Source organism: Clostridia bacterium (assembly GCA_035561135.1).
Classification (GTDB): domain Bacteria; phylum Acidobacteriota; class Terriglobia; order Terriglobales; family Acidobacteriaceae; genus DATMYA01.
Genome location: DATMYA010000064.1, coordinates 45,232 through 57,772, shown reverse-complemented (window position 1 = coordinate 57,772; position 12,541 = coordinate 45,232). Strand labels below are relative to the sequence as shown.

The window sequence follows — 12,541 nt, the reverse complement described above, 5'->3', positions numbered from 1 at the left end:
TCCGAGTAACGCGCCTGCTTGAGCGAGCGCAGCATGAGGTACGAGAGAATGCGCTCTTCGGGCTTGCCCGCAATTTTCTCCGTGAGCTTCTGGTACATGCGCGGCGTGAGGTGAACCTCTTCCGGCAGTTCGATGGGACGGGAGCCGCCTCGACCTGTTCCCTTGCGCGCGCGACGATCTCCCCGCGGCTCGAAGCGCTTGATGGGAAGCGCACCGACACCCAGCGAATAGCCAAAGGCCGCAGCAATGTTCTCGAATTCGTAAACGCGTTTAGGATCGGGCTTCTGGTGGATGCGATAAAGCGACGCGACCTGCTTGTTTTCGAGGTAACTGGCGACGCTCTCATTGGCTGAGAGCATGAACTCCTCGATGATGCGGTGCGCGATGTTGCGCTCGGAGCGCGTGACGCCCTGCATTAGTCCGTTTTCGTCGAACTCGATGAGCGGTTCGGGAAGGTCGAAGTCGATGGAGCCGCGGCGCTTGCGCTTGGCGTTAAGAATCATGGCCAGTTCGCGCATCAGATCGAACAGATCGACGAGCGGCGAGTAATGCTCTCGCATCGGCTTGTCGCCCTCAAGGATTAGATTGACGTTGGTGTACGTCATGCGTTCGGCGGAGCGAATTACGCCGGGCACGACGACGTAGCCGACGATCTCGCCACGATGGTCAATCTCCATGATGCAGGACATGACGAGGCGATCGACATGCGGCCGCAAGGAGCAGATGTCAGTAGAAAGCTCGATGGGCAGCATGGGCACGGCGCGGTCGGGAAAATAGACGGAGGTGCCGCGCAGGCGTGCTTCGGCATCGATGGGCGCGCCGTCGCGGACGTAGTGAGCAACGTCGGCGATGTGGACCTGTAGCTCAAAGTTGCCATTGGAGAGGCGACGAACAGTAACAGCGTCATCGAAGTCGCGGGCCGTCTCGCCGTCGATCGTAACGATTGGCAGATTTCGGAAGTCCCTGCGGCGCCGGAATTCGCGAACGGGCAGGATGGGCTCGATGGCCTGCGCCTCATCGATGACCGTGGCCGGAAAACGGTGCGGTAGGTGATGCTTGCGAATGATGATCTCGACATCGACGCCGAAGTCGTCTTCGTGTCCAAGAATCTCGACGACGCGGCCCCTCGGATTCTGCGTAGGCGTAGGCCACTCGGTGATCTCGACATCGACGACGAGACCTTCGAGATCGTCCCACTCGGCGCGACGCGCTTCGGAGCCAATGACGCGATCGGCTTCGACCCTATGCTTGCGTTTTTTACCGTTGGTTGTGCTTGCGACGGCCTCGCCCGGAACGCGTTCCTCTTCGGGCCACTCGTCTCCGCGCGCGATAACGATGTCGTTGGTGACCTTCTCGTCGATGGGACGAACATAGTTGAAGCGCTGGCCGTAGTGGAAAGTTCCGACAACGGTGGCGTGCGCGCGCTCAACGATGCGAACGATGCGCCCTTCGGCGCGACTATCTCCGGGGCTGCGGCGAATTTCCACCAGCACGCTATCGCCGTGCATGGCATTCGCGATGGCCGGAGGCGGGATGAATATGTCGCCTTCGAGCGACTGGCGCAGCTCAACGCTATCTGGAATCACGAAGCCGAAACCGTCGCGATGCATATTAAGACGGCCCGCAATGAGATTCTGCCGTTCAGCCGCCGCTTCGGCGAGTGTGTAGCGGTCGCGTCCGGCCTCGACGAGTTTGCCGCGACGAACAAGTTTCGCGAGAAGGTCTTCTAGTTCCTGCCGCTCACTTCCCCGCAGACTGAGTTCGCGCACCAGTTGCTTGTATCCGGCGGAGCGGTTGGGCAGGCGTTCGATATGACGAAGGACTTGTGACTCGGAGATCATGTCTATCCTGATGACACAGCGCGAAAAGCGCGACTCGCTGAGAATTCACACCAACATACAGGCGCAAGAGCCAGAATAGAGAACCTGCTACTTTCTTCCTAATCCTTTCTTCTTGGTTAATGTTAAGCGCGAATGAAAACTTCATATAAGGTGTTTTCCCGATATAAGAAATGCCAACAGGGGTAGAGTATTTACAAAGACATCGCGGCTGATTTCGTTGACCGGAACAGGGATGAGGCAACGAAAAGCCACGTCAATCCGGCAGTTCTGCTTTGACGATTTGAACAACCTGGTTTGGCCAAGTACGTGCGGCTGGATATCTAGTCCATCATTCTCCCCTCGAAAGGAATTAGAACCACATGTGGAAGCCCGCTAATGCTACGCCCAATACGCCCGCTGCCGAGCCGCAGCGCCCTTCAGCAACGCCCCAGCGCCCCGCGCCCTCGACGTCGAATTCGTCGGTGATGGAACCGGCCAGCGCGCCGCGCAACGCGACACTGAACAACACCGAGCAGGCAACGATTGGCAAATCGCTTGTAATCAAGGGCGAAGTAACCGGCTCCGAAGCGCTGTACATCGATGGCCGTGTAGAAGGTTCCATCAGCCTCGCGGGAAATCGGGTCACGGTGGGACGTAACGGCGTAGTCTCGGCCAACATCTCGGCGCGCGAAATCGTTGTGCTCGGCAAAGTTCGCGGAAACCTTGTCGCAAGCGACCGTGTCGATATCCGCAATGAAGGTTCGCTGACCGGCGATGTGATCGCACAGCGCATCAGCATCGAAGACGGTGCATTCTTCAAGGGCGGCATCGACATCCGCAAGCCGGGACAGAAGATGGAAGCGAGTTCTGAATCTGCCGGCAAAGAGAAAGAAAAAGAAAGCACGGCCGCGCGAGCGTAGTAAGACTGCGGTGGCGCGCGAGAAGAGAGATGGGTTGCGGGCGGCGTAGAGCGCTGCCCGCAGCATCAGCGGAATTCGTAACAGTTCCGCACAGCCCACCTGGCGGTGGGCTGAAAGGCTGGACGGATGTTTGAGAAAGTAATGCAACTACTGTCGTTTAGTTGCCGGCACAACAATGTTTCGCAGCCGTTCGCATCGGCCGCGGTCACTGCTACTAAGAACGCTAAACAAGATTGGGAGCCGGTGACGGCGAGCCCCGGCGGACATTACGTGGTATGCCTGGACTGTGGCAAGCAGTTTGGCTACGACTGGTCGAAGATGCGCATCATGAAATAAGAAAGCGCCGCAAGCACAGTGCGACATGGATGAGGCCCCGGTAAACCCGGGGATTTCAGACTGCTACAAAATCCTCCAATAACTTATGCGTCATCCTGAGGTTGCGCCGCATTGCGCGGGCCGAAGGATCTGGTGTGTTTTCAGCAGCAGCACAAAGCAGATCATTCGCTTCGCTCAGAATGACACTTCGACTTTCAACGTTTTTCCACGTGCACGAGTTTGTCACAATCTTTTGTCCCACCTAAGGACCCGGAAACCCCGGGCCCTTTCTGTCTGTGCAACATGGCACGGTGCGTGGCCTACTGGAGCGGTGACCTAATGCGTTCTTGTCCTTCGTGGTTCCGGCCGTGTCCGCGCAAAGCTGCCGGCTTGTTATATTGAACGCAATGGCGAGTCCGACGGCAACGCGGTTCAACAAGCTATTTGCGGAGAGAGGCGCCGCCTCGCTGGTGGCCGCCGGAATTCTGCTGAGCCGCGTCGCCGGCCTGTTCCGCGACAGCGCGTTCGCGCACTACCTCGGCAACTCCTACACGGCAGACGCTTTTCGCGCGGCGTTCCGCATTCCGAATTTTCTGCAGAATCTTTTCGGCGAAGGCGTGCTTTCGGCGTCGTTCATCCCCGTGTATGCCCGTCTGCGCGCGGAAGGCAAGCACGAGGAGGCGAGCCGGTTGGCGGAGGCTATCGGCGCGCTCCTGGCGCTTACGACCTCTTTGCTCGTTGTGCTCGGCGTGATCGCAGCGCCATGGCTTCTCGAGCTTATCGCGCCCGGCTTTCACGGCGAAAAGCGCGAGCTGACGATTCAGCTGGTGCGCATCCTGTTCCCCGGCAGCGGACTGCTGGTGTTCAGCGCCTGGTGCCTTGGCATCCTGAATAGCCACCGCAAGTTTTTCCTCTCCTACGCGGCTCCGGTGATCTGGAACCTTACGATCATCGCGACCTTCCTGCTGAAGGGTCCCGGCGCGAAAGCGGCGCATTTGGCGACACTTGTGGCCTGGGGCTCGGTGCTGGGGAGCGCGTTGCAATTCGGCGTGCAACTACCAGTCGTTTTGAAGTTGCTGAGTCCCATGCAGAGCCTGATCGCGGCGCGCTCGCAGCATGTGCGGACGGTGGTAACGAATTTCTTCCCCGTGTTCGTGAGCCGCGGCGTGGTGCAGATTAGTGCCTATATCGATTCGATGCTGGCGAGCTTTTTGCCCGATGGCGCTGTGGCTGCGCTCGCGTACGCGCAGACGCTGAACTCGCTGCCGGTGAGCCTGTTCGGCATGGCAGTTTCAGCGGCGGAGCTGCCCGCGATGTCGAGCGCAATGGGGAGCCAGGATGAGATCGCTGCCGCGCTGCGCACGCGACTGGCACGCGGACTGGAGCAGATTTCGTACTTCGTTGTGCCCTCGGCGATGGCGTTCCTTGCCCTGGGTGACGTGGTGGTGGCGACCATCTACCAGTCGGGCATCTTCACTGAGCGCGACGTGCGCTATGTTTGGGCGGTGCTGGCTGGCTCGGCTATCGGCTTGCTCGCGTCCACATCCGGACGTTTGTATTCGTCCACGTTCTACGCCCTGCGTGACACGCGCACTCCATTGCGCTTCGCCGTCATTCGGGTCGCGCTGACCCTGGGGTTGGGATACCTGTGCGCGTTGCCGCTGCCGGTCTGGCTGGGCATCGACCGGCGCTGGGGCGTTGCGGGCCTTACGCTTTCGGCGGGACTGGCAGGATGGATAGAGTTCGTTCTGCTGCGCCACTCGCTGCACGGACGCATTGGACGCGTAGCATTTTCGGCGCGATACGTGGCAAAGTTGTGGGTGGCGGCAACGTTGGCCGCGGCAATCGCGGTCGGCATACGTTATGGGGTGCCGGTTCATTCGCGCATCCTGCGCGGCATCATCGTGCTTGGCCCCTACGGCCTGCTCTACTTCGGATTCACCGCTCTGTTCGGGATTTCCGGAGTAATGAACAGACTGCGCCTATTCCGAAAACGGTAGCTGCGCCTAAAGTAATTTACTTCTTGATAGCGGATGTGACTTTCGGCGCCGGAATCGCAACGATGAATGGCGGGCGTAGCGCCGGATGGTTACAATAAATCCAGAGTCTGCGAGTGTGCCGTGTATTGGCCACTCTCTCTCGATCGACCTCCCTGGAAAGAGTCTTCTTCTCATGATGCACGCATGGCACGACATCACACCGGGCGAAAATCTGCCCTCCGAATTCATCACTGTCATCGAGATCCCGTTTGGCTCGAGTGTGAAGTATGAACTCGACAAGAAGAGCGGGCTTATCAAGTTGGACCGCGTGCTGTACTCGGCCGTGTACTATCCAGCAAACTACGGCTTCATCCCGCAGACGCTGGCAGAAGATGACGATCCGCTGGACGTGCTGGTGCTGTGCCAGGAGCCAGTCGTGCCGCTGACGATGATCCACGCGCGCGCCGTGGGACTAATGACAATGATCGATGCCGGCAAGAAAGACCACAAGGTCATCGCCGTGGCGACGCAGGATCCGGAATTCAATAGCTATCGCGAAGCGGCCGAGATGCCGGACCATCGCCTGTTGATGTTGCGGCGTTTCTTTCAGGATTACAAACTACTGGAAGGCAAGGCCGTCGAAGTAGATGAGATTCAGCCGGCAGCGCAGGCGTACCCGATCATCGAGGACGCGCTGCAAAGGTACAGTCAGCAGAGACGTAAGGGGTTTGGTAGGTAGGCAGAGGCAGTGGTTAGTTGGCTTTCTCAGTAGTCTCAGGCCGCCCGTGGGCGGCCTTCCTGTTTTGCGAGTAATAACCGCACAACGCGTTCCGGTGGCGTTACTTCGTGGGTTGTGTTTGCACTGCCAGGCGCGCCATCGTTTTGGCAGCGTCCTGCCCGGAGTGGACGCAATCTGGGACACCGATGCCCTTGAATGCGTTCCCGGCCAAGGCAAGTCCGTGGAGTTGTTGCGTGTTGCGTTCGATGCGCGCTACGCGGTCGAGGTGTCCGGAGGAGTACTGCGCCATGGCACTGCGCCAGCGGTAGATGCGGATGAAAGTCGGCTCTGCATCCAGTCCGAGCACTTCGCGAAGCTCGCGGCGAACGATATTCTCAATCTCTTTATCGCCGAGACCGAGAACGAGTTCGTCCTTCGCGCCTCCGAGGAAGCAGCGCAGGATACCTTTATCGGGCGGAGCGCGGTGCGGGAATTTTCTATGAACGAAGGTGCAAGCGAGCATGCGCTTGCCTTCGCTCCGCGGCACCAGAAAGCCGAAGCCGGGAGGCAGCGAGCGGAGCTGGCTCGTCTTGTAACCCATGGTCACGGTGACTGACGAGCTATATGGAATATTGCCAAGGTCGGCAGAGAGTTCGGGCTTCACGCGTTCCAGAAGGCGTCCGGCGACGCGGGCTGGCGTGGCCAGTATGACGGCATCGAAGGATTCGGTGTCTCCGTCCAGAACAACCTTCCACCGGCCGTCGCGGAATTCGACGTCGCGTACCGGGCTGGAGAGCCGCAGTGACATTGGCGTGAGATGCGCAACGATGGCGTCCACCAGTTGCTGCATGCCATCCCGCATGGAAGTGAAGAGCGGGCGCGGCTTCGCGTTCTGGTTCGCTGTGGCCAACATGCGCTTGCGGGCGGCGAGCATGGCGCGGCTGAGGGAACCGTATTTCTCTTCCATCTCAACGAAGCGTGGCAGCACGGCGCGAGCGCTGAGCGAAGCGGCATCGCCGCCATACACGCCGGACAGCAAGGGGTCTGCGAGCCGGTCAACCATTTCAGCCCCGAAATGGCGCTCGACCATCTCGGCTACCGTCTCATCTTTCTGCATCGGACGCGGCGGGTGAAAGAGTTCCTTAATCATCCGCAGCTTGGTGCCCCAGGAGAAAAGCGGCGAAAGGCCTGTGGGTAGAATCTTGGTGGGCACCATGAACTGCAATCCGTCAGGCATCACGACGAGGCCGCCGTGAATGAGGATGTACGTCTTGCGGTCGGCGTCGTTTGAGCCAATGAGGCAATGGCCGATTCCAACCTCCGCCGCGAGCTGCGAGGCCCAGGGCTTCTCGGTAAGAAACGAGTCGGGGCCAGCTTCCACGATGCAGCCTTCAATGCGCTCCGAATACATGGAGCCGCCAAGACGATCCGTGCTCTCGAAGAGCACATACTCGACGGGAGCGCCTGCGGCGCGTTCCTTCTCAAGATAAAAGGCGGCACTCAAGCCTGAGATGCCGCCGCCGATGATTGCAACTCGCATATGAATCGGGGTCCGATGTCCCGGACCGCTGCCTCACTAAACTTGATGTGCCGGCGGCTTTGATTTGCCCGCGGCTCTGTCTTCGCCAACATCGAGGCGCTCACGCGCGACCTGGGCAACGGCGCGGGCGAATGTCTTTGAGCCGTTCAACGACTCAGCGCGCCAGAGGCGCATTCCGTGGTCGTCGGCAAACTTTCTGAAAGCTATATCAATGTCGTAGAGCACTTCGACGTGATCGCAAACAAAACCAATAGGCTGAATGAACACACCCTGGTTCCCTTCCGACTTGATAGCCAGAATGGTGTCTTCGACCGTGGGACCGAGCCACACCCCACCGCTCATTCCCTGGCTCTGGAAAGCGAAACGCCAGTCCTTGATCTCCGGAACCTGCTGCACAACGAGTTCAGCCGTGTGCCTAGCCTGTTGCCCGTAGGGATCGCCGTCGGCGATGGTACGCTCCGGGACGCTGTGCGCGGTAAAGATGACGGGCAGCGCGGCTCCCGCCTCGGCACAAGCCTTCTGCCAACCTTCGCGCAAGCGTTCGGCGAAGGCCCGGGTGAGCAACGGATGATCGTGCCAGTTCTCGACGAAATCAATCGTGAACGGCGTCTGTCCGTTTTCAGCCAGCAAGGCTTGCTTGTACAGACCGACGCTGGTGCGCGAGTTGTGCGGCGCAAGACAGATGGCGACGGCATGAGTAACGCCGTCGACAGCCATTTGTTTCACAGTGTCGCGAATGTATGGGCGCCAATTGCGCATGCCCACGTAAACCGGCAAGCCGCTATCCCGAGCCGCGCCCTCTGCCTGCTCCATGGTCCAGCAGGTGAGCGGTGACTGCCCTATGAGCGCGTAACGGCGCTGTACTTCCTTGACAACGGCCTCGGGCATGGGTCGCTTGCCGGTTATGTTGCGCAGGAACTCCGGTACGTCCTCGGCTGTTTCAGGACTCCCGTGGGCCAGCAACAAAATGGCCGTCCTCTGACTCACATAGTCCTCGCGGCGGTGGCTTTAAGCTCGGCGCTGTACTCCTGTACGAATTTCGCCAGCTTCTTCACATTCTCGAACGGGGTATGCGGAAGTATGCCGTGGCCAAGATTGAAGATGTGGCCCGGGCGCCCGGCGGCCTGATCGAGGATGAGCTTCGCGCGGCTTTCGATCTCCGGCCACTCGGCAAAGAGCGTGACGGGATCGAGATTGCCCTGAACGGCGACTTCGTAATTCATGCTGCGCCAGCCCTGGTCGAGCGGGATACGCCAGTCGAGTCCGACGACTTCTGCACCGGTCTGCTGCATGGTGGGCAGCAGGGTGGAGCTATCCGTGCCGAAATAGATGATGGGCGCTCCGGCCTTTTGCAGGCGCTCGATCAATTCGCGAGTGCGCGGCAGCACGTATCGGCGATAGTCCTCAACGCTGAGACACCCGACCCAGCTATCGAAAATCTGAAGCACGTCGGCGCCGGCCTTGACCTGCTGGGTGGTGTACTCCACAAGCACGTCAACCAGTTTGCCGAGAAGCTCGTCCCATACTTCCGGCGAGCGATACATCAGCTTTTTGACTTCGATGTAGTTGCGCGATCCGCCACCTTCGATCATGTAGCTGGCGAGCGTGAAGGGCGCACCGCAGAAACCAATCATCGGCAGCCTTGAGCCCCAGTGCTTAACACATTCCCGGATGGCTTCCGACACGTAGCCAAGATCGGCAGCACGATCGGTGCGCAACGCGCGCACATCCTGAGGAGTGCGGACAGGCCTCTCCACCACGGGGCCCTCGCCCGCGGTGAAATGGAACGGCAGTCCCATAACTTCCAGCGGCAAAAGGAGGTCGGCAAAGATGATCGCTGCGTCCACGCCAAGCGCCTCGGCGGCCGTAATCGTAACCTCGGCGGCGACCGTTGGCTTCTTGCAGATCTCGACCAGCGAATGATGCTTGCGGACTTCGCGGTATTCGGCCATGTACCGGCCAGCCTGTCGCATGAACCAAACAGGAGTGGACTCGGTAGGCAGGCCCTTACAGGCGCGTACGAAGATGGAATCAGGGGCAGCCATGAAGCATTAACTTTAGCAAATTGGCGAACCGCGTGGTGTGACTAGGGTCACAACACGAAAACCGTTTTCAAAATGGTCAAAATATGAGCGATTTGGCGGAACCGATTGGAGGAACAGAGCTATCTGCAAACCGGACTTCTTGCATCGCCCCGGTTTCCGTGCAAGCATCCCTGATTCGAATGATCTTGGCGGGATATGAAGGGACTCATTATGAAGATGACTATGAAGAGGACTCAGTTTGCAGCCGCTTGCGTTCTTATGATGATCATGACCTTGCAGCTCAACTCTCAGTTGAAACCTGGCATGGCACCGCCCGAACCTGCCGGACCTGCTGATTCGAAGACGAACATCGATCCACTCAAAGATGTGGCATGGCTGGTCGGCGGCACGTGGATGACCGATCTGAAAAGCCCGCGCGGCGAAGCGATCCACGTCGAGAACCGTATTAGATGGGCCGCAAACCACCGCGCCATAGAGTTCAACGCAGACTTCAACGGAGAGCCGCACTACAACGGCTTCTACGCATGGGACCCGGCGCACAAGACAGTTGGCTTCTGGTACACCAGCTCCGAAGGTGAACTCACGATCGGCACTGCGTTTCCGGACACTGATGCCCACACGCTGCGCCAGGACTTCAAGGTGATGAGGCCCGACGGGGCAACCAGCGATGTGCGCTCAACACTGGTTCGAGATGGCGAGAACGCCTACATCTTCCACGTTTTCGGCAACAAGAACGGCCAATGGGTAGAGATCTTCCAGACGAGATACGAACGGAAACCGTGACTCTGGGCGAAGTCCAACGTGGCGATGCTGCGCCGCCTTCCGGGTTGGCACAGTCAGAGGTGTGCTGATTCGCACTTTCGTGCTAGGCTGCCGAACGCAGTCGGGCTTTTATCTTGAGTTGCGTTCGAGGGGGCGGAAATGAGTGCAAGGATTAATTGGCTCGCGGTAGTAGTTGCTGCGATTGTGCACTTCGTTCTAGGAGCGGTTTGGTTCACGCTTTTCGCCAAGCCCTGGATTGCGGGGCTAGGACTGACGCCGGAGCAGGTGCAAGCATTCGCACAGGAAATGTCGGCCGGACCCTATGTGGTCGCCTTCGTTTGCAACCTCGTGATGGCCTACGCAATTGCCTGGCTTCTTGTGCAACTGGGCGACATAAACGCGCTGAGAGGAATCGCCGTGGGAGCCGTGCTCGGCATCTTTGCGGCGGTCGCGCTGGCGACGGAACACGGGTTCGAGATGCGGCCCACCAGTTTCAAACTTATCGCCTCCGGCTACCCTCTGGTGGGATCGATCCTTATGGGCGCAGTCATCGGAGCATGGAAGAAGAAGGCCGCTGTTGTAGTGGGTGGGGCTGGGACCAGATAGTCCGAACACCGCAGAGTGGCTCTGGCAACATGCGCGCGGAAAGCCCGCAGTGAAGCAATCCGCGAGAGATAAGGCGCTTGATGATCGAGATGGTGACCGGCCATTTCGTAGCAGAGCATCATGTTCACGCTCAAGCATCGTCGAGTTTAAGAAGACCCTTCCCTAGCGCCGCGGTTCTGGCAGTGAAAGCAAAGTTCGGTAAAAGATACACACCCGCAAGACCGGCCCAGCAGTGATACACAACAGTGCCGTTCATAGGCTGGCGCATATTTATTTATTGTTAACCTTTCGCGGAGCATTCCGCACATTCTTAGCAGTTCTGGTCAAACATCATTGAAGGCCGTGGCATCCAACTCTAGTCGCAAGAACGAAAGCTGGGTTGAGGAGGCCACTTGCGCAAAAGATGACGGCTCAATCCACGATCCGAGTGCTTGTATCAGACGCAACTATGATGGGGTGCGAACTCCTTGCCGACCGGCTGCGCCGGGCGCGGTTTGTGGTCACGGCCTGCTGCGTCACCACCGTCGACGTGCAGCAAAGAGTCAGCGATTCCGAACCAAACGTTGTCATCATCAGCGCAAATCTGCAGGACGGAAGACTGGGCGGCTTTAAAAGTCTCCGGGAAGTTAAAAAGAATAACCCGCAGGCGCGTGCCGTCATGATGCTGGAGGAGAGGGACCGCGAATTGATCATTAGTGCCTTCCGGGGCGGAGCGAAAGGTGTGTTCTTTCGCGCCGAAGCTTTCAATACGTTGTGCAAATGCATTCGCGCGGTTCACCTTGGACAGATCTGGGCGAGCAGCAAAGAAATGGAGTTGATTCTAGAAGCACTTGCCAGCGCAGCGCCGCTGCGTGAAGTTGACTCGAACATGTTGCGCACGCTCACAAGGCGCGAAGAACAGATCATCAATTTAGTGGCTCAAGGCCTCACGAACCGCGAAATGGCGAACAAGTTGTTTCTCAGCGAACACACCGTAAAAAACTATCTGTTCCGTATCTTCGATAAGCTGAACGTCTCGAGCCGAGTGGAACTCGTTCTCTATGCGACGAATTCCAAGAACAATGCGGCTTAGGTTTAACAATCGCAACGCCCGCATTCCGGTTCCTCATCACAATTCCTTAAATCTCAGCTGTCACTAACTTCGACGCCAAACACGGATTCGCGGAACTCCGCTTCGCCGGGTATGAGAAGTTCTTCTCCATCCCGAATCCGATCCTTTTCATTCCGTGCATGAGAACTTCTTCCTCTTCATCCATCTTTGCGAGAGCAGAACCAAAGAGCCGCAGCTGCAGGCGATGTCCCCACCACGACCACTGTCTTCAGCACATAGTGCTATGAGGCACGGAGGCCAAATCACCCAAGGAGAAGGAATCCAAAGTCCGGCCATTCGCATGGACTTGTCTCTGGGCCTGTCAGCGGGGTCTCGGGCAAAGGCATAAAGAGTCGTTCGGCCACTTGTTGCGTGAGCACCGAAAACATACAGTTGGCGCTCTCAACTAGGCGCTGTCACACGACGGCTGCCCAGGAGCTACGCGACGGTGACAACGACGGTGGCACAACTCAGGGCTAGAAATCGTGTCAGCCTGAAAGTACCCGTGCTCTTCGAATGGAGAGCAAATGGGCATAAGTACCGCGAACCGGGGCTTTCGCGAGATATGAGTTCAGAGGGAATGTACGTCGTCTCAGATACTTGTCCGCCGGTCTTGAGTGTCGCGCGGTGCCGCTTTGTGCTTCCAGCGCTGGAGCCGGAACTGATCTACGAAGCGGTAGTGATTGGACGAGTAACCAGAATTGAGTATGCCGAAAATAAACAAGTCGGATTCGCGGTGCATGCTC

Annotated in this window: 11 protein-coding genes; 7 read left to right on the top strand and 4 right to left on the bottom strand. The window is 58.4% G+C overall.

Annotated elements, in window-relative coordinates:
• On the bottom strand, window positions 1-1,841 hold a 1,841-nt coding region (locus VN622_14120), incomplete at its 3' end, for an RNB domain-containing ribonuclease (protein ID HWR36994.1).
• A gap of 359 nt (window positions 1,842-2,200) precedes the next feature.
• Between VN622_14120 and VN622_14115 the strand changes: the two genes are divergently transcribed.
• The 4 genes from VN622_14115 (at window position 2,201) to VN622_14100 (ending at window position 5,773) form a co-directional block, all read left to right on the top strand.
• Window positions 2,201-2,740: a polymer-forming cytoskeletal protein gene (locus VN622_14115; GenBank protein ID HWR36993.1), complete on the top strand. Its 540-nt coding sequence runs from the start codon at window positions 2,201-2,203 to the stop codon at window positions 2,738-2,740.
• Between the two features lie 141 nt (window positions 2,741-2,881).
• Window positions 2,882-3,076: a hypothetical protein gene (locus tag VN622_14110; protein HWR36992.1), complete on the top strand. Its 195-nt coding sequence runs from the start codon at window positions 2,882-2,884 to the stop codon at window positions 3,074-3,076.
• 386 nt (window positions 3,077-3,462) lie between these two features.
• Window positions 3,463-5,055 carry a murein biosynthesis integral membrane protein MurJ gene (gene murJ, locus VN622_14105; protein ID HWR36991.1) on the top strand — a complete coding sequence of 531 codons (1,593 nt, stop codon included), beginning with the start codon at window positions 3,463-3,465 and terminating at the stop codon, window positions 5,053-5,055.
• A gap of 172 nt (window positions 5,056-5,227) precedes the next feature.
• Window positions 5,228-5,773 (top strand): inorganic diphosphatase, encoded by a 546-nt coding sequence (locus tag VN622_14100; protein ID HWR36990.1) that lies wholly within the window; start codon window positions 5,228-5,230, stop codon window positions 5,771-5,773.
• A 100-nt stretch (window positions 5,774-5,873) separates the two neighbouring features.
• Here VN622_14100 and hemG read toward each other — a convergent pair whose 3' ends face one another.
• From hemG to hemE, 3 genes are read right to left on the bottom strand one after another with little or no spacing between them, the layout of a single operon-like run.
• Window positions 5,874-7,292 carry a protoporphyrinogen oxidase gene (gene hemG, locus VN622_14095; protein HWR36989.1) on the bottom strand — a complete coding sequence of 473 codons (1,419 nt, stop codon included), beginning with the start codon at window positions 7,290-7,292 and terminating at the stop codon, window positions 5,874-5,876.
• A gap of 36 nt (window positions 7,293-7,328) precedes the next feature.
• Window positions 7,329-8,279 (bottom strand): ferrochelatase, encoded by a 951-nt coding sequence (gene hemH / locus VN622_14090; protein ID HWR36988.1) that lies wholly within the window; start codon window positions 8,277-8,279, stop codon window positions 7,329-7,331.
• Window positions 8,276-9,337 carry a uroporphyrinogen decarboxylase gene (gene hemE, locus VN622_14085; protein HWR36987.1) on the bottom strand — a complete coding sequence of 354 codons (1,062 nt, stop codon included), beginning with the start codon at window positions 9,335-9,337 and terminating at the stop codon, window positions 8,276-8,278. The genes hemH and hemE overlap by 4 nt, the downstream gene beginning before the upstream one ends.
• Window positions 9,338-9,559: 222 nt before the next feature.
• On the opposite strand from hemE, the gene VN622_14080 reads away from it, so the two are divergent.
• The 3 genes from VN622_14080 (at window position 9,560) to VN622_14070 (ending at window position 11,777) form a co-directional block, all read left to right on the top strand.
• Entirely contained in the window at window positions 9,560-10,120 is a 561-nt protein-coding gene (locus VN622_14080) for a hypothetical protein (protein HWR36986.1), read from the top strand.
• Window positions 10,121-10,258: 138 nt separating this feature from the next.
• On the top strand, window positions 10,259-10,705 hold the full coding sequence (locus tag VN622_14075; GenBank protein ID HWR36985.1) for a DUF1761 domain-containing protein: 447 nt from the start codon (window positions 10,259-10,261) through the stop codon (window positions 10,703-10,705).
• A gap of 403 nt (window positions 10,706-11,108) precedes the next feature.
• Entirely contained in the window at window positions 11,109-11,777 is a 669-nt protein-coding gene (locus tag VN622_14070) for a response regulator transcription factor (protein ID HWR36984.1), read from the top strand.
• Window positions 11,778-12,541: the final 764 nt, after the last annotated feature.

What these genes read in the sequence shown, in the direction of transcription:
- hemE (HWR36987.1), bottom strand. Translation starts at nt 9,337, where the DNA reads ATGGCTGCCCCTGATTCCATCTTCGTACGCGCCTGTAAGGGCCTGCCT.
- murJ (HWR36991.1), top strand. Translation starts at nt 3,463, where the DNA reads ATGGCGAGTCCGACGGCAACGCGGTTCAACAAGCTATTTGCGGAGAGA.
- VN622_14100 (HWR36990.1), top strand. Translation starts at nt 5,228, where the DNA reads ATGATGCACGCATGGCACGACATCACACCGGGCGAAAATCTGCCCTCC.
- VN622_14075 (HWR36985.1), top strand. Translation starts at nt 10,259, where the DNA reads ATGAGTGCAAGGATTAATTGGCTCGCGGTAGTAGTTGCTGCGATTGTG.
- VN622_14080 (HWR36986.1), top strand. Translation starts at nt 9,560, where the DNA reads ATGAAGAGGACTCAGTTTGCAGCCGCTTGCGTTCTTATGATGATCATG.
- VN622_14110 (HWR36992.1), top strand. Translation starts at nt 2,882, where the DNA reads ATGCAACTACTGTCGTTTAGTTGCCGGCACAACAATGTTTCGCAGCCG.
- VN622_14070 (HWR36984.1), top strand. Translation starts at nt 11,109, where the DNA reads ATGACGGCTCAATCCACGATCCGAGTGCTTGTATCAGACGCAACTATG.
- VN622_14115 (HWR36993.1), top strand. Translation starts at nt 2,201, where the DNA reads ATGTGGAAGCCCGCTAATGCTACGCCCAATACGCCCGCTGCCGAGCCG.
- hemG (HWR36989.1), bottom strand. Translation starts at nt 7,292, where the DNA reads ATGCGAGTTGCAATCATCGGCGGCGGCATCTCAGGCTTGAGTGCCGCC.